Raw genomic sequence first — 19,704 nt, forward strand, 5'->3', positions numbered from 1 at the left:
TATGGCGCTTAAAGATGTAAAGCCAACAAGGTCTGAACTTATCAACCTTAAAAAGAGGATCAAACTCTCCGAACGAGGCTATAACATTCTCAAGATGAAGCGCGACGGACTAATCCTTGAATTCTTCAAGGTGCTTGAGGAAGCGAAGAAGAGCAAGAGCGAACTCAACGACAACTACGAAAAGGCGTTGAAGACGATCGCGGTGGCGAACACTGTCGAGGGTGCGATCAGGGTGAAGGCGGCGGCGATGGCCGTGCAGGAGAATCCCCAGATCGCACTTAAGCAGAAGAACATCATGGGTGTCGTTGTGCCCGAGATCGAGTCTTCGGCTGTCAGAAAGGACATCATCCAGAGAGGATATGGTGTCCTCGGTTCGTCTGCCGTTATAGACGAGACCGCCGAAGCCTTCGAGGAGCTCGTCGATTCGATCATCCGGGCTGCCGAGATCGAGACGACGATGAAGAGGCTTCTCGACGAGATCGAGTCCACGAAACGCCGTGTCAACGCTCTTGAGTTCAAGGTTATCCCTGAGCTTTCAGAGGCTCGTGACTTCATCAAGATGAGACTTGATGAGATGGAGAGGGACGAACTTGTCCGTCTCAAGAAGATCAGGGCCAAGGCCCAGGCAAAATAATTTTTTTTTTGTTTTTTGGTGTGCTAATTAGAGCCCCATAGGTTTTGTTTATAATTAAATGATTCTTCAGTTTTTGAGTATTTTAAAGAATTTCTTTTTAATTTAGGAGTTCCCGAGTATATTTTCTCACTTTTTTTGTGTAAATTGAAGATATATGGATTAAATAACTGCTCAAGAGATTTATCATCTCCATATGTATTTCTTAATGTTTTTATTCTTTTACACAAGCTATCGATTTTTTGGTTAAATACTCTTTTTTCTTTTTTATTCATACAGTATATTGATTTTGGGCCGATTTCATTTTTAATAATAACAACGTCCTCATCAGATAATTCAAATCTGAGTTTAATTTCAAATAAAGATTTTAAGAATTCAAGTTCTCTTTGATTTTCTTTTTTTTTCTTTTCAATCTCTTTTGTGGTCTGAATCTCAATTTTTTTCCTGATCTCTCTTATTTCATTCTTTTTAGCATATTTAGCTCTAATTTGTTCATAATTTCCGTTCTTCATTTTTTGAGGGTTTTTATAATTATTTGAGGTCTCTTTGTCTTTTGTACTGTTATTTCTTTGTGGAATGCCTTTTTTTTCAAACAGAAATTGTTTAATTGTTGCGGTTTTTGTAGGTGGTGAATCTTCTAAATTAATTAATTTCAATATTTCTTTACGATTAGTAATTATCATATTTTGTTCAAGAGGTGAAAATTCATTTAAAAATATTTTTTTTGCAGAACCGTAGATCCCTTTGAAAACCTGATTTCTCTCTTCCTCTCGTAATTTCCGTTCATTACGCCTTTTATTTTGGTTTTCTTTTATAGCCAATTCTATTTCTTCATCAGACCTAGCCATTAATTTGAATATGGAAGGCTTTAATTAATAAATTTTTGAGGTAATGGGTAAGTCTATTATCCAAAATTCTATAAAGATTAATGAAATAACTAAAATCTAGATAAAATACTGATTATCATGGCAGATGTTCATACGGCTGAACAACGCAGTCGCAATATGTCAGCAATCCGTGCGAAAAATACAAAACCCGAACTTATTATACGCAGGGGACTCTATGCAAGAGGAATTCGTGGATATCGCATTCATCACAATATAGCGGGAAAGCCGGACCTTGTATTTACAAGACAAAAAATTGCAATATTCATAGATGGGTGTTACTGGCATAAATGTCCAATCTGTTTCCATGAACCACAGACCAACCGGAACTTCTGGATGAAAAAAATTAACGGAAATGTAGAACGGGATCTGCAGGTTAACGAAGAACTTAAAAAAAATGGCTGGCTTGTCCTCAGGTTCTGGGAACATGAAGTGAGAAAGGAGCAGGAATCTGTTGTTGACAGAATTGCTGAAGCTATTAAGAAAAGAAACTAAAACTATGCAAGCATTTTTCTGATTTTACCTGCTATTCCCTCAGCCATCAGTGGCGGAACTGCATTACCAATTTGTGTATACTTCGCCGAACGCGGCCCTTCAAAGAAATAGTCATCAGGGAATGACTGTAAACGAGCTGCTTCACGGACAGTTAAAGAACGGGCCTGTTTAATATCCGGGTGTATAAAATAATGACCATCTTTTGCAAGATGTGCCAGAACTGCATGAGAATGATCGTTACCGTTTACAACCTTATACCTATCCAGAAAATCTTTCTTGTTTTCATGGGTTTGAAGATGTTCAGGGAGTTCATTATATTTTAGTCGTGTACCCTCCCCATGCTTCCATTTCCTTATGGCTCTCCGATAAATTTCTCTATCCCTTTCGTTATGATATCTTGCAGCATGGTGACGCACTCCCCCAAAACCGTTTCTGATCTTTGCAGCTCTCGCATATTCAGAGCATTCCCCGACATATGGGAGAAAAATATCCTCATTTGTTTTAACTGCCTGTTGTTTCGGGAGGTCATTCAGAAGATCCCAGACCTTCCCTCTGAGGGACGACTGTTTAAATTCGGGGTAGGAATAATTAGATCCTTCTTTCCACCCAATAATGATAATACGCTCACGGTTCTGAAGTACACCAAATTTACTGGCATTGATTATTCTTGGTTCAGAGTCAATATGATATCCGGCCATTTTACAACGCAAAAAGATATCCGGGAATATTGTCTGGTCTTTTGCACTGGTAATGCCCTTAACATTTTCAAAAACAAACATTTCTGGTTCAAATGCCTCCAAAAAACTGATATAGTGTCGGTAGAGATAATTCCGGGGGTCATCCTTCATTCCCTTCTTATCTCGCCCCCTTCCGGCTAGGGAATATGCTTGGCATGGAGGTCCTCCTATAACAATATCAACATCAGTTCTGCCATATTTTTCATAAAGATTTTTTTTAATCGATTCTATTAGTATTTTTTCAGATTCATCGTTAATTTCATGTTTGACTATGGAATCTGTTACTATGCTTGGCTCATTAATACCGTCAAATAATTCTTCACGGTTTATTTTTCCCATATAGTAATCGGCATAATGAGAAAGATCTTTGTTCTGTTTTAGATAATGATAACAAAGACGTGTTTCCAGTGTCTTTGCTGCATGCTCATTCATTTCAATATGTGCGGCAAAATCAAATCCCTGACGTATGAATCCCTCTGTAAGGCCCCCACCGCCTGCGAACATATCAAGAGCAATATAATTTTTTTTCATAGCAAAATCATTATTTTTAATCTATTCTTTGCCTGGTTAACTAATAAAGAATGCTTTTTAGATTCTAAATTGGTTAAAAAATTCAATGATTCCTTTTAATGCTAAATATCTTTAATTAAGTAAAAAAAGTAAAAACATAATAATTAAAAATGATTATTTTTTATAAAAAGTATTGCCGGAAAAATAAATGACAAAAATAGTGGAGACTTGGGATAAAAGTCAGTTAAAGGTTATTCAGGCACCCAAATCTGAAAGATGTATTATCGATGCAGGGCCAGGTACCGGAAAAACTGCAGTATCCTGTGCCCGTGTTGCTTGGTTGATCAGTGAAGGAGTCGCACCCGGTAATATCTGGGTTGTCAGTTTTACACGGACAGCAGTCAGGGAAATACGTGATCGTATTCATAGTTATGTCGGAAACGGAGGAGATGCAAATTCAGTGAAAATTGCAACTTTGGATTCACATGCATGGGCAATCCATTATGGATTTGATGAAACTCCAAAAATATTCAGCTCTTATGATGAAAATATCGAAGTAATGACCGGGATGGTCAGGTCTGACCCCAGTGTTATCGATTATCTGGAATCTTCATTTGAATATCTTATTATTGATGAGGCTCAGGATATAGTTGGAATCCGTGCAGATTTGATTCTTGAAATCATTAAAAAATTACCTTTATCATGTGGCGTTTCAGTCTTTGCTGATGAGGCACAGGCAATATATGGGTGGTCGCTCGAAGATGATGAACCATCTTCCTATGATGCTGTCCAGCTTACACTTCCTCAAAAAATCAGGGAATCCAAACAAAATGAATTTAGGGAATACGGTCTGAGTACGGTTTTTCGGACAAGTGATCCAAATCTGAAAACACTTTTTACCGATACACGTAAAAAAGTCTTGGAGGAAGACCCCGACGTTAAACTCAAACATAAAAAAATCAAAAAAGAAATTAGAGGTCTTGCTCACTATTCGATATCTGGAAAAATTCAGGATCATGAAATTCAGAATCCCAATAAAAGTTTTATTTTATATCGCAGGAGAGCAGATGTGCATTATGCTGCTTCATTTTTCGGGACAAACCCACACCGAATTCGTATGTCGGGCCTGCCGGTCTGTCTGCATTCATGGATAGGAGCGTGTTTGTCTGAATACACAAAAAGAACAATTGGAAAAAGTGATTTCGTTTCCCTCTGGAAAAGAAATTTTGACAATTCTGAAAAAGGCTTAAGAAATGCCGATATGATGTGGAATCATCTGATAAGGCATGCGGGGCGGTCAGATAAAATTGTAAATATGGGAAATCTGCAACAGGTTCTTGGAAGGAAACAACCTCCCTCAGAATTCTGTTATAGCGAAATTGGCTTCAGAGGCCCGATTATCGGTACAATCCACGCATCCAAGGGACGGGAAACAGATGAAGTCTGTCTTCTTATTCCGGAAAATCATGGACATAAATTGGATGATGATGAGGAAACACGTGTGGTATTTGTTGGTGCAACTCGTGCAAAATCCCTGCTTCATGTCGGGTCAGGTTTCGCAACTCTCCACGCCAAAAGACTTCCCGTATCTGGCAGAGCGTATACACTTTTATGTAACCAGGGTTCGCCTACGGCACAGGTAGAGATTGGAAGAGATGGTGATATTACCGCGAGTGGAATTACCGGAACTAGTCACTATTCCTCAATTGATGATGTACGGAAAAAACAGGAGCTGATCCTTAGTCTTCGGGGAAAGATCACGCCAGCGTATGCCGTATCTGATCATGGAAGTGGACATATTTACAGGTTGAAATCAGGAGAATTCTCATATGGTAAAGATGTCTGCTGCCTGTCACAATCCGTGAATTCAGATTTGTTTGAAGTAGGCAAGGAGATTCATACAATTCTCGGTGGAGGAAAACGGCGTCCACCTGATGAGCTAAGGTATCTTCGGATTTATGGAACACGAACACTTGTACTCCCACCTGATTCTTCCGAACGTGGAAAGTTATTTGAACCATGGTCGGAGAGTGGGATTATGCTGGCACCGGTAGTCCTAGGTTATCCTAAGGCATTTTTCAAGTATTATTAACGGAGCTGATTATGACGGTAACAGAGCGAAAAAAAATAATTGAAAGATTATCTGAGGATCTTGTTGGTCCGTACAAAGAAGATGAAAAACTGGAATCCAGACCCTCAGATGTATATATATCCGGGATTCTCTGGCCAAAGGATACACGCATAGGTCCGGAGGAAGATGATCAACTTGGTCTGGCATCGGCCGGTTTTGACAACGAGGAATCTGCCGGAACAGGTGAGGAAGAAGAGATCGCAGTATCATCCATAAACCGGCCAAGTAGTGCAGGATTGTCGTTTGCTGTTGCATCAAATAAGGAAATACCTAAAATAGCTGCAAAAGTCTTTTTTGCCACCTATTCATATCAGAATGTCCAAACAGATGAAGAAGAGGATAATTCAGATGGGAATAAAGCAGAAAAAAGGAAAAAATCAAAAATCGAATGGATCCGTCACCAACATAAAATTGACATTCTTCATATCGAAGTTCCGGACGGCGGAAACAATATCATTGAAATTGAAGATCCCGATTTACTACCTAGAATTCAGCTCCATATCCGATCAGTCCACTGGAAAGAAAAACACTGGCTTGTCACAGCGACACTAATAAACAAGAGCGAACCCCCACAGGGAACTGGCAGAAACGATCGGGAGTTATTTTCTTTATTTCAGGTTCGTCTTGAAATACGTCCGGAATCAGGCACATCACTTGTAGCCCGGCCATCCCGACGGGCGGTAACCGGAAACTCCGATGATGATGAAGACCTCTCCACAGCACTTCTTTATCGTAATGCACTAGAATATGCCACTGGCCACACATCTTCTGCAGAATGGGAGTCAGGATCGGATCCCGGAACCGCATCGATGGTTGCTACTACATGGATTCCCCACGCCTTTTTACCCTCCTTCAGTTCAGAAGGTCATAATATATTTAGTTCACTCAGGTCCTCGGAAACACCCGGGCCGTTATCTGCAGAATGGCTTTCTGATGCCTCTGACGCTGAACTAGGGCAGGCACTGGATGAAATACCAAATGCTTATGCCAGATGGATTGCTCTTCAGGAAGAGAAAATAAATATACTCTCTCCTCCCTTTGGTGAACAGGCAAAACGGAACATTGCACGCTGTCGGCAATCACTGCAAAGAATGCATCAGGGAGCTGAACTTATTGGTAGCAATCCCGCTGTCGCTGAAGCATTCAGACTTGCAAACAGAGCTATGGAATTACAGTATCAATGGAATACTGAAAATCCCGGCGAAATCCTGACATGGCGACCGTTTCAGATGGGATTTATTCTTCTTGCCGTCAGTTCTGTTGCAGATCGTTCCCATCCGGATCGCAACGTAATGGATCTGCTCTGGTTCCCTACTGGCGGAGGGAAAACAGAGGCCTATTTGGGACTGATTGCATTTCTTGCATTTTACAGAAGATTGTCTTCTCCCTCAAATCCTGATGAAGGTGCAGGGGTTGCGGCGTTAATGAGATATACGCTCCGGCTACTCACAACCCAACAATTTATCCGTGCATCTTCGATGATTCTTGCATGTGATGCAATTCGCCGTGGGCAAGCAGGCAAAGTGTCTGGCACTGATAAATTAGGTGATACGCCTTTTTCGATTGGGCTTTGGGTTGGTGGAGAGGCTACACCCAACAAATTCAGGATTGCAAGGGATTCTCTAGAAGGAACACCGGGTCTCGCAACTCCAAAACAGTTAAAAATATGCCCTGCATGTAAATCAGCACTTAAATGGACCTTTGATGACTCCACTGAAAAAATTGAAGTAAGATGTCCTGATACAGAATGTATCCTTCATAATGGCGGAAATCCGTTGCCGGTATATACGGTTGATGATGACATTTACAGGAGCCAGCCAACACTCCTGATAGGTACTATCGATAAGTTTGCACAAATACTTCGTCGGAAGGAAGTGAGCCATCTTTTTTCGCTGAAAGAAGGAAGAAAACCTGATCTGATCATTCAGGATGAACTACATCTGATTTCGGGGCCTCTTGGTACCTTGGCTGGCCTTTATGAAACTGCCATTGATCAGTTGTTCACGCAGAATGGAATCCGGCCGAAAATTATCGGATCAACAGCAACTATTCGCAGAGCTCGTGATCAGGTCAATGCTCTGTTCAACCGTGAAACCTGTCAATTCCCTCCTGCAGCTATTGATGCTGACGATTCGGGTTTTGCTATTGTGGATAAAGATGCACCGGGACGTGTCTATCTGGGTGTAACAACCGCAGGAAGATCAGCAAAATACAGTCTGCAGGCTGTCAGTGCATCCCTGTTACAGTCTGTTGAAGGAGGCCTCGAAGATCCGTACAGGGATTATTACTGGACTCTTGTATCATATTTCAACTCACTCAGGGAATTAGGCGGTGCAGTTGTCCTGATGCGGGATGACGTAAATGATACCATTTCCATGATTGCCGCACGGAGACATGAGCGTCAGCGGGAACCAGAAGATCAGGAAGAACTGACCTCCATGCGCACACAGGAAGAAGTTCGTGAAATGCTTGAACTTCTGGAAAGAAAAGCGGACAGCGGGGAAGCGATCGATGTTGTTCTGGCAACAAATATGCTGAGTGTTGGTGTTGATATTAAAAGGTTGGGTTTGATGCTTGTGAATGGTCAGCCAAAGGGCATATCCGAATATATTCAGGCAACAAGCCGTGTCGGTCGTGGCACGGTTCCGGGACTGATCGTCGCACTATTAAACAACGCAAAGGCCCGTGACCGGTCACATTATGAATCCTTTGGGACGTGGCATAACACTCTCTACCGTGATGTGGAGGCAACCAGTGTTACTCCGTTTGCGTCCCGTGCACGTGATCGGGCACTACATGCAGTCTTAGTCGCACTTCTGCGTTACAATGCACCGGGAATGTTGGATCAGCCAATAATCAGTGAGGATGACCTCAGAACTGCTGATGATATGATTTCATATATTACTGAACGTGCCCGAAAGGTTGATCCGGAAGAATCTGCGATTGGTTATGAACTTCAGGATTATCTTGACACTTGGCAGATCCGCCAGCCCAGAGCTTACTGGGATTCACGTAAGCCAAGCCAGTCATTATTGCAGGATGCCGAAAAAGCTGCAACACTGAAGGCCCTTGGTTATCATATCGGTAACGCTTGGCCAACAATGAACAATATGCGAAGTGTAGAACCTTCAACGCCATTTCGGCTAAAGGAAAAGCTGAAGGATTTTTCTAGGGATGGTGATTAGAATGGTAAACAATGATCTGGGTAAGCTGCGAAGAAGTATGGTTGTGATGACGCATGCCCCGGGAGCGATTGTCGATTTTCGTGCAGATGGTGCTCCGGTTTCAGGTGTTGTTGCAGGACTTGAAGAATGGGATCGTAATTTCCCTCCTTATGGTCTTACGAATCCACAGAAGATATCAGAACCGCGTCTTGAAAAAAGACTTGGAGTCGGGGGATTTCGCCTGCCACCTGTCGTCGATGAAGGTTATCGTGATGAAAGCGGTAGACCGGACGGGCGCCGCCTTGTTGCAGTTCGGTTTCCCAAATGGCTTCAGTGTCCGGAATGTGAACGAATCGCTCCTTTCTGGAAATGGAATAATGATCCCGGCAGGGCATATCGATACTGTCCAAACTGCTCATCCGGACGAAAAAAGGTATTCGTGATACCTGTGCGTTTTATTATGGCCTGTGAAAGCGGACACATTCAGGATTTTCCTTGGCACAGGTGGGTTGGGCACAAGGACAGTTGCAGCTGGAATAAGAATCATCATCGTGGATTCCTCAAACTGCATTATGAACGACCCGGTCTGGCAGGATTGTATGTTAGTTGTCCGGAATGTGGTGCATCACGTTCAATGGACGGTATCTTTAATCCAGATACTATGATGGGAGTAACAAATTGTTATGGGAAAAGACCGTGGCTGAGTGGACCTGATCAGAACTGCACCAAACAGCCAATTACTCTTCAGAGAGGTGCATCAAACCTTTATTTCCCTGTTCTTGAATCTGCACTGAGTATTCCTCCCTGGACAGACCGGTTACAGTCAGCACTTGGAATATATTGGAGCTCTATTGTTGGAACAGAAGACCCTTCTGAACGTGCTTTATATATTCGGATTCTTGCACGTAAGGATTTAAAACAGGTTCTGGGAGAGTTTCATATGACACCTGAAGAGCTTGCAGACCAGATCGAAGAACGGTTATCAAGATACTCTGAGGATACTGATCCTGATATCAGACAGGAGGAATACCGTCAGTTAACATCCGGGACAAATACAAGTCGTGAGGATGACCGTGAATTCGAAATGCGGAATATTAATATTCCGAATTCTCTATCCTCATATTTCAGCCATATAGTTCGAGTAGTGAGGCTTCGGGAAGTCCGTGCATTAAGGGGCTTCACACGAATTAATCCACCTGGGGGATCTGATGATCAGGTAATCTCTCCTATATTCAGCGAAGACCTCCACTGGCTGCCGGCAATTGAAGTTAGGGGAGAAGGAATATTTCTGGAGTTTGAAAAAAAAGCTCTGCTAAAATGGGAAAAAAACAGGGATAATATTGAGCGTGCGGATAAGGTGAATAATCCGTGGTTGCAGGAATGGAGAAAACGTTATGGTGCGGAAAGTAACCCCCCTGCTAAAATTACACCCCGATATTTGCTGGTTCATACCTTTGCTCATGCCCTGATGCGTCAGCTGACGCTTGACTGCGGATATTCTAGCGCCTCCCTGCGGGAGCGGTTATATATCAGTGAGGGAAAGACTGGTATGGCCGGAGTTCTGATCTATACTGCAACATCTGATTCGGACGGAACCCTTGGGGGACTGCAGCGTCAGGGAACTCCCGGGAGGATCGAGGATGCTGTACGGTCTGCGATTCAAAGTATGGAGTGGTGTTCATCGGATCCGCTGTGTATTCATAATCAGGAATTATCCGATGCGTCGGAAAACCATTTTAATCTCGCAGCTTGTCATGCCTGCTGTCTGGCACCTGAGACCTCATGTGAAACATATAACCGTTTCCTAGATCGGGCAACACTAATAGGAATACCTGAGAAACTTGGGACCGGTTATTTTACCCAGTTACTGAAAAGGTAAATTAATGGTTGTAATGTGGCCTAAGAGGCTTCCAAATCATATAACCCATAACAGCCTAAGAGCTGCCGAGTGTAAAGTGTTCCGTCGTCTCGAAGAGGTACTTGAAGATCCGTTCGTTGTTTTTTATTCACGCCCTTGGCTGGGGGAAAGACCCAATGGGGAAGAAATTGACGGTGAATGTGATTTTATCGTTGCTCATCCGGATCTTGGTTTTCTTGCCTTGGAAGTAAAAGGAGGTGGGATATTATACAATGCTGCTCTTGATAAATGGACCAGTAAAGATCGTTATAATATCACTCATTTTATCAAGAATCCTGTAGGACAGGCAAGAACTTCAAAACACCAGATTATTAAAAAACTGAATGAATCAAGAGAATGGAGTCCCAGATGGATCAGAGCACGTCACGGGATAATTTTTCCGGATTGTGCAGCAACCGAAGAAAATCTAGCAGCGGATATTCCAAGGGATATGGTCTGTTATCTGGAGGATATTGAAGGAGATTTTCGTTCATGGATTGTAAAACGTATGGGTTCAGAGGTTCCTCTGAGTTCCCGTGAATATCCCCTCGGAGAAGACGGAATTCTGGCACTTGAAAAACTTCTGGCATATCCTTTTCATCTCCATGTTCCCCTGAGAAAACTTCTTGATGAAGATGATCAAAAAATCAGAATTCTTACTCAGCAACAATACCATCTTCTTTCTGCAATTGAAGCAATTCCTAAAGCAGCAATAGCAGGAGGGGCAGGGACCGGAAAAACGATCCTTGCAATGGAGGAAGCAAAACGGTGTGCTGATTCAGGCTTGAGGGTTTTACTTACCTGTTATAACAATCCACTTGCACAGCACATGAAAGTACAGCTTGAGCAGGAAAAAAATATACATGTTGCAACATTTCATAAGTTGTGTCACCATACAGCAGACCTTGCGGGTATCAGAATTCCTGCAGGCGCAAATAGTGAAAGATTATTTAAGGAAATATATCCGGCAATCTTAATCAAAGCAATGGAAATACTTCCTGACATCAGATATGATGTCATTATTGTTGACGAAGGTCAGGATTTCATTAAAAATTGGTGGCAAGCTTTGGATATGGCACTTGATCCATCAGGTAAAAAGCTGATGAGAGTGTTTTATGACTGCAATCAGGAAGTATATGGAAGTACCGATTATCTCTCATCTGAATTTGAGATGGTTCCAATCCATCTTCGGGAAAATATGCGAAATTCTCGTCCTGTTCATCAGCTGGCCATGAAATATTATAATGGTTATCCGGTTGAAAGTATCGGACCAGAAGGTATTGAACCAGAATGGCATGTATGTGATTCATTCAGCGATATCCGGCAGAAATTATATTCTGACATAAACCGTCTGATTTCTGGAGAAAAGGTAATGCCCGGAAATATTGCAGTTCTGATCAGCTCAGAAAAAATACTTGATCGGTTAGTCAATAGAGGAAAAATAGGATCAATTTCCTGTAATCTCTGTTCAGACCCTTCAGATGACAAGATTATTCTTGATACCATACGTCGGTTCAAGGGACTGGAGAGTCAGATCGTATATCTGATTATTACTGGGGATATTGTAATGGATAAAGAATTAATCTATGTTGCCCTTTCCAGAGCCAGATCACGGCTGGTACTTCTCGGTGACAAAGCAAGTCTTGAAAGAATCAGAAATTATCGGAAACATAATCCTGAATAAAAATTCTGATTATATTTAGAAATTTCCCCGAACCTCCTCCAACCACAAATTAAACTTCGCATCAAACTCCTTCCTCCGGGCAATATCTTTAATGGTATATCTCCTCCTCGCCCTTTTGTATAACTCCTGCCTTTCCCTTGGGACTCGTGGACGATCACGACAACATTCGTTCAAACCACATTTATAAATCTCAAAAAATCAAATAGAAAATTAACATGCAGTTACAGGTCATCATAAGACCAGGGGAAGACGGCTGGTTTGTCGCAGAAGTTCCTGCTCTTCCGGGTTGCGTCTCACAGGGCAAAACAGAGGATGAAGCACTCGCAAATATAAAAGAAGCCATAGAACTTTACCTTGAGCCCGATGACGACGTGCTTAATATTCCCGGCAAGGCGAGAGTCGTCGAGGTCACGGTATGACAGGTTTGCCTGTCATATCCGGAAAAGATCTAATTAAAATTCTGGTCAAAGAGGGTTTTGTCGTAAACCGCCAGAAAGGAAGCCATGTTCGTCTGGCTAAAATGACAGATGACGGAAAGATAACGGTGACGGTTCCTCTCCATGATGAACTGGACAGGGGAACGTTGATCTCAATTTTAAAAGGTGCTGAAATAACCAAAGAAGAATTTCTGGATCTGATCTGAAAGAAATTAAATGCAGAATTCCAAAGCATGATCATTCATGTTCACCAGTTTAAATTTGGAATTTTTCAAAATCAGCCATTAATCATCTCCGGTTCCCGGTATTCGCCGAGGATGTTTGTAAGCGGCCCCCCGAAAAGCTCGACCGCTCGCGATCTGCTGATCTTTTCCTCTGCCTGGGCACGGAGGATTAAAAGTTCCATGTGAATCGGTCTTTCACTGGGGAATTCTTTCCCCGGTTCATTTTTATTCCAGCCTTTCTTTGAGAATAATCTGTAGTAACTTACTGCAACATTCCGGTTGATTATATTGAGATCGGATGCACGGTGAATCAGGGCCATCATGCTTATCCCGTATTTGTGCTTCAGTCTGTAGAGTTCGTTGATATCGAGAGACTTTCTCTTCTCCATCAATTCATATTTTATCATCTCTTTGGGAATGAGGAACGCACCTGCAAACCTGTTCGCTGCTGCTTCTTTATCGATTTTGGGATTTAAATCAAGGATGATGTGTCCGAGTTCATGTGCCAGGTTGAATCTCTGCTGGTCGCCCGGAATATTTTTTGCGATTGCGATAACCGGGCTTCTTTCGTACATTAAGGTTAATGCATCGAATTTTTTATCGGCATCTATGAGACCCACTTTTATTCCGTGCATCTCAAAACTGTCGATCAGGTTTTCGATCGGATCCAGCCCGAGATTCCAGTGCCTGCGAATTTTTACTGCGATTGATTCGATGTCATCCGGTGAATCAGCATGTCGGTCTGCCTTATCTGGCAGATCGGTTTCGATCCTCTCGTTACTGAGATGTTCAATCTCAAGATATCTTTCGAGCCAGTCGGAAGTTCTTGCATGGATTACATCTTTTTCTTTCTGGCCGATACTCTTTCTGCACCTGTAGCACGGTTCCGCCAGTTCGACAGTATTCTGCCTGAAAAAGTAGTCAAGAGTGGTGTTGGTAGCATTGCCAATCTTTATCAACATACCGGAATCGGGAATGATCTCACCTTTTTCATATTTCGATATGGCAGTCTGTGAAACGCCGGTTTTATCGCCCAGTGCTCTCAGGCTCAGCCCTGAACCTTTCCGGGCCGCTTTTATTCTCTCGCCTATCTGATTCATCTCCACACACACACGGTTTACAAACCGTAACTTTTAGTATGTTTTGTAAACTAATAAGGGTTGTTGTAGTATCTATGTAGGATATCCATATGGAAATAGGATAATCTAACTCTCGATTTTTACTAAAAGCAATTTTTTTCAATCTCCCCTCAAATCCTCTCACTCGTCTCCTCAATAATCTCCCTCATCGTCTTCGCAATCACAGCAGGATCAGTCTTCTTCGGGAATACAAATCCCAGTCTTCCGCCTTCGAACCAGTCTGGTTCCCAGACAATTTCCCGCTCAGGATAATTTTTGGAAAGATCGTTTTTGATGGAGCCCCCATTTTCAGGATCATGGATCTTTGTTTTTTTTGTTCCTTTCATCATTCTCTTTTTCTTTTCTTTTGAAGATCCAAAAAGAAACGATAATGGAAATTAAAATAAGCATCACGATTAAACCCGGTATACCGTATAGGAGAAATGCACCCAATGCTATGATTAACAGGGCTAAAATATCTCTTGAAAGATAGTCTCCGGATTCCAGGTTTCTTAGTGAAATAAAAAGCGATCTTTTCACCTGTCCGCTCTCTCTAAAAAATTCATCAGGATTATAAAACCGTGAGACTATGATATGCCCTGTGAGGACAACCAGAGGGATCACTAAAAAGATTATCATGAATTCGTTATATGAACCTAATCCTTTGCTTAATTCCTGAACAGTCTCCGCAGAATCGATAAACTTGAAACCGAAAAAGAGGATCGATAAAAGCGAAATTATCAAAATACTCCTGGGGTACCTGTACAGGATATATGCGAGAATGGCAGAGATAAAAAAGTACGTGAACAGTATTACACCTGCATACAGCCCGTCCATTTTCATTCCGAAAAACCAGGCTTCCCAATTGAGTATGAACATGAAAATATACATTAATGAATTTAAAATTAAAATTCCGAGCAGGCTGTAATAGAATATCCGATCAAGGTTCTTTGCTGCTCTATAAAGATTCATTAGGTATCATTTCTCCCTTTTGAATTAAAAAAAATTAGGAGTAATAGTGTGGTATCTTATCCATGTTTGAATTCCGGTCATCCAGACTCATGGCATGATTCCATACATTACTGATATAGATCTCGTCACCAACATCCCACGATGTCACTAATGCACCATGTTGTCCATAGGTTTCTGCGTATGAGTACCCGTTATCGTAATCATTTCCAAATTCGATATCGCGATCTCCTAATGAATCGGGATCATATATAAAGAACCCCTGACGATCATTAAGCGTATGGTAAATTGCTAGGCGGAGTGCATCATAGCTTAGATCTAAGTCTGGATTAGGGGCATCTTCATCACTGAAAAGACACTCATAAAGATCTTTTCCATTATACACCGTATCGACAGACACCTCTAAAAGAACATTGTCACCTCTGACTTCGTAAGGTAATCCTGACCCATCAATACCTATACCTCCGGTTACATCATCTTCAACCTGAATAAGGATAAGAGAAAGGGGGAGACTTTTTACATTTTGTGTCATTGGATCTATCTTAGTTGGAGTAAGTGCCCTGAAATCATCATCTTTTACTCCCATTTTTTTCTTAAATTCATCCCAGGCTACTCTTTCGATATGTTCCTGGACGATAATTCGTTTTAGATCTTCACTTTGCTCTTCTGATAATTCCTTTCCGGTTTCTTTTTTAAGAGAATCGATGATCAGATCCAGATTTTTCTGATATTTCTTCATCAATTCTTCAGAATATTTGTCGGAATTAAAGTCTGTTTTTGCAAGTCCGTTGGTTGTGACGGTTTCTGCCATCTTACTTACTATCTCATCATTTAATGGTTCAAATAATGCGACAATGTCGTTATTGTCGACGATTTGTTCCTTTTCATCAGCACTAACGACCGGAACGAAGATCGCACCGGCGAGTGCCACTACCAATAGCAGGATTAAAGCCTGCATACCGAATTTCGTTTTCATTTTCTCACCTGTTACCAGTTTTACCGGCATGCAAACCTTAATCCGCAATTATGCTGACATAGGAGATGCCGGTTTTACAAGTCGGCAAATGAAGGACTGTTAATAGAGTTTGACGTGAAATTTAGGCTCTATAATTCAGCCCTTTATTAGCCATTTCATTGGATTTATTTGAAAATGGGTTTAGTGAAGGATCACTCCTTCATCCGCCCCCGGTTGAAAATATGATGTGGCCCTATAATAACGATTTTCACCATGCTCTTGAACAATACTCAAAAAAAGTTGAAAGAATTATTTTATTAATGGGTGATATTTTTTTTAGATTTGGTATAACTAATATTTTGGGAACCTTTAGAGAAACTGTGGATGATGACCACTGATTTTTTCTCCTGCGCTGGTGATGTTCTTGTGTTAAGGGATATTCCTTATCAAAATTAATAATCCTTTTTTTGGCGCTAATATCCCGCTCCATTATAGGCTTAAGTATGGAATCCATCAATGATCTCATATTCTATGGAGGCATCATCTGAACTTTTGCATTTTCCAGGGCGATCTGAATTGCTCTCGTTATATATGCATCTGGGAGTTCAGAATTTCGCTGTCTTGAAGCTCATCTGATAACATCTGTAAAACCGGATCAGCAAGTTCCATGAGTCTTCCGCGGTCACCTGACGTTCCCCATACGCCGGTGCCATCCCGGGAGGGGGTGATTATTATATCGTCGTATTCCGAATCCAGGAAGAATATCGCTTCATCTATTGTTATCGTCTTGGGTGCACCGTCGACGATATAGCTCGTGTTGAACGTAGCCGGAGCAGGGAAACGTAATGCAACGTATGAGTTGTTTTGCCTCATCGCAATCAGTTCTGTCCTGGAAAATCCTGTTTTTATCTGGGCGTTGATGCAGCGGATCTGTTCAAGACATTCTGCATGTATGGCCGGGTAATCGGTGTCTTCCGGATCTAAAATTGTTCCAATGCCGTCTTTATGGGAAATGTCAATAAATGTGGTATTCTCTCTTGAATAATTTGTATTCTGGTAATCCGGGATTTCAGGGCTTTCATAAGTCTGTCCCTGATTATGAACGAAAGCCTCAAAGTAAAGGATCGGAATGAAGATCCCTGCAATTATCACCAGCAGTCCGATAATAGCAGTACTGCTGATGATCTTCCCTAAAGTACTCTCAGGATTGCCTATCATCAATGCGAACAGTACAATAATCAAAAGAACCAGGATGATCAGGGGAAATGTCCCGTTAATTATCTGATATATCTGCCAGGGAAGAAGAAAGAATACTCCCGAAAACATCATCAGAATTAGAAGTACTATCAGGATCAACGAAGTTCCTGCTATGATGTAATTTTTATTCAGTTCCATAAGGCTGTATAAAATTAATTTTTTTTCTTTGACTTAAATTTCACTGGTATTTTTGTAGAATGAGAGTGGTGGTGGATCTCTCCTTCGCCTGTAAATAAACTTGTACAACTCCTGCCGTTCCTTATTTCAGTTCTAAAAAAACGATTCAGTAATAATATCTCGCTCCGGTTATCAGGTATCCTCCGTCAGCCATCTGAACTATCCCGGAACCGATACTTGAACTTGTCGCAGAAGAATCTTCCAATTCACAGAGACTATCCCATTCTGTTTCACCTTCGGCATTTGTTTTTGTGATATGCAGCTTCTTCCCGCCATCTGTGCCGGATATGGTTTCCGTGAATACCAGGCCGTCTTTCGAGATCAGACTGGGATATTTTAAAATAGTGTCATTGGTCGTACTTAACAGATTCCCGATGTTATCCGCAATTGCCTCAATATATTGGTCACGGGCGGATCCTTTTTCATCGGTTATTGATGAAGCGTAGATGATATGATATTCTCCGACTTCGCTCTCATAAAAACCGAGGAACCCATCACCTACGTTGCCAAATTTATGTTCCCATAGCAGACTGCCTTCATCATCCGCCTTTGCAATCCATGGACGGGAAAGAGGAAATGATTCGGAGTCCGAATATGAGCCGCCGATCAGGAAATCTCCGTCACCTGTCTGAATTACTTTGTGGACCCACGGCATTCCGCCGATTTTGATTTTGATCTCACTTGCTTTTCCGTCATCCAAAGAAATTTTAAGGATGTACACATATCCGGGTTTTTTATCTTCACCCGCCAGAATGATACTGTTCTCGGAGAAAGGGGAGGTAGAATTGGAAGATTCTCCTGAATTCGTTAGATTTCTGTCAAATTCGTCAACACTGTTTTTTGTAATTAAATCCCCGTTTGAACTGAAGGAATAGAACATTCCATCTATTGAAATTGCAATGATGGTATCATTTTCTAAAGTGATTATGTCATAAATTTCTTTGTTAATCGCCGGGAAGACGGTATCTTTTATCATTTTGCCATTATTATCAATAATTAATGCACGAGTTATAAATTGCGAAGTTTTGTTGGGGTATTGGACTATGACAAAGGATCCGTCCCCGGATATTTCCACGGCGGAGGTATGGATATAAGAGGATGTATGATAGATATCAGGACAGGGTATAACAGTCTCCGATATCTTCTCTCCATCAGGAGAGATTTTGATTACGACTGCTTCCGCATCCGTAATATAGGGTTCAGTACATCCGGTAATGACAATCAATCCGAATAAGGCCAAAATACAAAAAATAGTTTTTAGATTCATGTTTGGTTTCAGAAAGTCCGGAAAAAAATTAGGATAGAATTCACTCTTATCAGGCTTTTGCATATCCAGTCATCTCCTTTATTGCTTTGACAGTTTTCAGAATACGGTTTACAGCAATATTTTCAGTTTTTGTATCGGTCAGTGGAATTTCTGCCATCAGTGTCTCCTGTGATCATGTATTTTTTATCCGGTTTCAGAGGCTATTACAGAAATTATTTTTGTTCTTCCATTATCTTTTTCTTGATTTTAAGTGAAAGCCATCTTCTCCAAAATCAAACCAAATTTTCAAAATTTTCTGTATCACGACTGGCCGACAACAATCTGATAATAGGTACCGTTCCAGAAGACATACCTGTTAACTTCTCTTTTTACACAGTATAAATTCCTGAAATCCTGGATTTCGTCATAATCCCATTCAAAGTGACTGAATGTAATATGACCTCCTTCGGGATCATTCACCAGCGACATCAGAACAGGATATTGTTCGAAATCGGACTCACTTAAATTCAGAACGACGGCATCGGAATTTAAATCCGTTCCCTCAAAAGGATAAGCTCCGGCGAAATAAACAGTATCCGGGGTGAATATGTGATGATAGACTGCATATGAACAGATTAATACAACAGTAATTATGCAGACTGCTGCAATGAGTAGGATGATATTTTTCCGGGTTTTCTTTATGTCTCTCATAATTGATTGAAACCGGTTAGTTATTTATGTAAGGCACCGGTGTGTCCTTTTAATCTGCATATATGGTTCCTATCCTGTAGTAATTTTCGGCATATTCAAAGTATTTTCTCTTGGCCGATTCATTATCAAAGATGTATTTATCAACAGTATCCTGTTTTATCTTTTCAGGAAAATCAACACTGCCGATGATTAGCAGGTCTCCATCCTGATATGGTTCATCGGTTTCATAACTATCGGTGTTTTGGAGAACTTCTTCCAAAACCGGATAATTCAAAATAATCTCATCATCAAGATGAATAATTTTGCCTTCCCCGGCCTTCTGTTCTGAAACCTGAATTACCTGCAGAATATCCGGGGGAACTGTTGATGACATCAGATGCGGGAAAGCTAAGATAACAACAATAAGGATAATTATTACTGATGAGGCCAGTAATTTCTGAAATTTATTCATTGTTTCAAATCCTTCCTTGTATCTTT

General features: G+C 41.3%; 19 protein-coding genes. 9 read left to right on the forward strand and 10 right to left on the reverse strand.

The window, feature by feature from the left end:
- Position 1: 1 nt before the first annotated feature.
- Positions 2 to 634 (forward strand): V-type ATP synthase subunit D, encoded by a 633-nt coding sequence (locus METPAY_RS09865; RefSeq protein WP_013328190.1) that lies wholly within the window; start codon positions 2 to 4, stop codon positions 632 to 634.
- A gap of 23 nt (positions 635 to 657) precedes the next feature.
- On the opposite strand, the gene METPAY_RS09870 is transcribed toward METPAY_RS09865, so the two are convergent.
- Positions 658 to 1,479, reverse strand: coding sequence for a hypothetical protein (locus METPAY_RS09870; protein WP_048151971.1), 822 nt, complete (start codon positions 1,477 to 1,479; stop codon positions 658 to 660).
- A gap of 117 nt (positions 1,480 to 1,596) precedes the next feature.
- Here METPAY_RS09870 and METPAY_RS09875 point away from each other — a divergent pair, with 117 nt between their 5' ends.
- Positions 1,597 to 2,010: a very short patch repair endonuclease gene (locus tag METPAY_RS09875; RefSeq protein ID WP_048151974.1), complete on the forward strand. Its 414-nt coding sequence runs from the start codon at positions 1,597 to 1,599 to the stop codon at positions 2,008 to 2,010.
- Between the two features lie 2 nt (positions 2,011 to 2,012).
- On the opposite strand, the gene METPAY_RS09880 is transcribed toward METPAY_RS09875, so the two are convergent.
- Entirely contained in the window at positions 2,013 to 3,278 is a 1,266-nt protein-coding gene (locus METPAY_RS09880) for a DNA cytosine methyltransferase (protein WP_048151976.1), read from the reverse strand.
- Between the two features lie 187 nt (positions 3,279 to 3,465).
- On the opposite strand from METPAY_RS09880, the gene METPAY_RS09885 reads away from it, so the two are divergent.
- From METPAY_RS09885 to METPAY_RS09910, 6 genes are all read left to right on the forward strand, one after another.
- Entirely contained in the window at positions 3,466 to 5,349 is a 1,884-nt protein-coding gene (locus METPAY_RS09885) for a UvrD-helicase domain-containing protein (protein WP_048151978.1), read from the forward strand.
- An 11-nt stretch (positions 5,350 to 5,360) separates the two neighbouring features.
- Complete coding sequence (locus tag METPAY_RS09890) at positions 5,361 to 8,573, forward strand: helicase-related protein (RefSeq protein ID WP_048151982.1); 3,213 nt, start codon at positions 5,361 to 5,363, stop codon at positions 8,571 to 8,573.
- Position 8,574: 1 nt separating this feature from the next.
- The gene (gene drmB, locus METPAY_RS09895) at positions 8,575 to 10,431 is read left to right on the forward strand and encodes a DUF1998 domain-containing protein (protein ID WP_048152478.1); all 1,857 of its coding nucleotides are present in this window, start codon (positions 8,575 to 8,577) and stop codon (positions 10,429 to 10,431) included.
- 4 nt (positions 10,432 to 10,435) lie between these two features.
- Complete coding sequence (locus METPAY_RS09900; RefSeq protein WP_084600797.1) at positions 10,436 to 12,133, forward strand: nuclease-related domain-containing DEAD/DEAH box helicase; 1,698 nt, start codon at positions 10,436 to 10,438, stop codon at positions 12,131 to 12,133.
- 215 nt (positions 12,134 to 12,348) lie between these two features.
- Complete coding sequence (locus METPAY_RS09905; RefSeq protein ID WP_048151987.1) at positions 12,349 to 12,552, forward strand: type II toxin-antitoxin system HicB family antitoxin; 204 nt, start codon at positions 12,349 to 12,351, stop codon at positions 12,550 to 12,552.
- A complete protein-coding gene (locus METPAY_RS09910; RefSeq protein ID WP_048151990.1) occupies positions 12,549 to 12,776 on the forward strand; it encodes a type II toxin-antitoxin system HicA family toxin in 228 nt (75 codons plus the stop codon). The genes METPAY_RS09905 and METPAY_RS09910 overlap by 4 nt, the downstream gene beginning before the upstream one ends.
- A gap of 71 nt (positions 12,777 to 12,847) precedes the next feature.
- Here the strand turns inward: METPAY_RS09910 and METPAY_RS09915 are convergent, their stop codons facing one another.
- The 4 genes from METPAY_RS09915 to METPAY_RS09930 all read right to left on the reverse strand — a co-directional run bounded on the left by METPAY_RS09915 (position 12,848) and on the right by METPAY_RS09930 (position 15,857).
- A complete protein-coding gene (locus tag METPAY_RS09915; protein WP_048152480.1) occupies positions 12,848 to 13,894 on the reverse strand; it encodes a helix-turn-helix domain-containing protein in 1,047 nt (348 codons plus the stop codon).
- A 149-nt stretch (positions 13,895 to 14,043) separates the two neighbouring features.
- The gene (locus METPAY_RS09920) at positions 14,044 to 14,262 is read right to left on the reverse strand and encodes a hypothetical protein (protein ID WP_157199057.1); all 219 of its coding nucleotides are present in this window, start codon (positions 14,260 to 14,262) and stop codon (positions 14,044 to 14,046) included.
- On the reverse strand, positions 14,228 to 14,755 hold the full coding sequence (locus METPAY_RS09925; protein ID WP_169743658.1) for a hypothetical protein: 528 nt from the start codon (positions 14,753 to 14,755) through the stop codon (positions 14,228 to 14,230). Before METPAY_RS09925 ends, METPAY_RS09920 begins: the two co-directional genes overlap by 35 nt.
- 163 nt (positions 14,756 to 14,918) lie before the next feature.
- Positions 14,919 to 15,857 carry a hypothetical protein gene (locus METPAY_RS09930; RefSeq protein ID WP_048152483.1) on the reverse strand — a complete coding sequence of 313 codons (939 nt, stop codon included), beginning with the start codon at positions 15,855 to 15,857 and terminating at the stop codon, positions 14,919 to 14,921.
- Positions 15,858 to 16,015: 158 nt separating this feature from the next.
- On the opposite strand from METPAY_RS09930, the gene METPAY_RS14965 reads away from it, so the two are divergent.
- The gene (locus METPAY_RS14965; RefSeq protein WP_157199058.1) at positions 16,016 to 16,234 is read left to right on the forward strand and encodes a hypothetical protein; all 219 of its coding nucleotides are present in this window, start codon (positions 16,016 to 16,018) and stop codon (positions 16,232 to 16,234) included.
- A 187-nt stretch (positions 16,235 to 16,421) separates the two neighbouring features.
- Here the strand turns inward: METPAY_RS14965 and METPAY_RS09935 are convergent, their stop codons facing one another.
- The 4 genes from METPAY_RS09935 to METPAY_RS09950 all read right to left on the reverse strand — a co-directional run bounded on the left by METPAY_RS09935 (position 16,422) and on the right by METPAY_RS09950 (position 19,678).
- Positions 16,422 to 17,231, reverse strand: coding sequence for a hypothetical protein (locus METPAY_RS09935; protein ID WP_052418764.1), 810 nt, complete (start codon positions 17,229 to 17,231; stop codon positions 16,422 to 16,424).
- A gap of 145 nt (positions 17,232 to 17,376) precedes the next feature.
- Positions 17,377 to 18,510, reverse strand: coding sequence for a hypothetical protein (locus tag METPAY_RS09940; protein WP_048151998.1), 1,134 nt, complete (start codon positions 18,508 to 18,510; stop codon positions 17,377 to 17,379).
- A gap of 327 nt (positions 18,511 to 18,837) precedes the next feature.
- Positions 18,838 to 19,227, reverse strand: a complete 390-nt coding sequence (locus METPAY_RS09945; RefSeq protein ID WP_048152002.1) for a hypothetical protein — start codon at positions 19,225 to 19,227, stop codon at positions 18,838 to 18,840.
- 49 nt (positions 19,228 to 19,276) lie between these two features.
- The gene (locus METPAY_RS09950; protein ID WP_048152004.1) at positions 19,277 to 19,678 is read right to left on the reverse strand and encodes a hypothetical protein; all 402 of its coding nucleotides are present in this window, start codon (positions 19,676 to 19,678) and stop codon (positions 19,277 to 19,279) included.
- Between the last annotated feature and the right edge of the window lie 26 nt (positions 19,679 to 19,704).

Origin of the sequence: Methanolacinia paynteri (assembly GCF_000784355.1) — an archaeon.
Classification (GTDB): domain Archaea; phylum Halobacteriota; class Methanomicrobia; order Methanomicrobiales; family Methanomicrobiaceae; genus Methanolacinia; species Methanolacinia paynteri.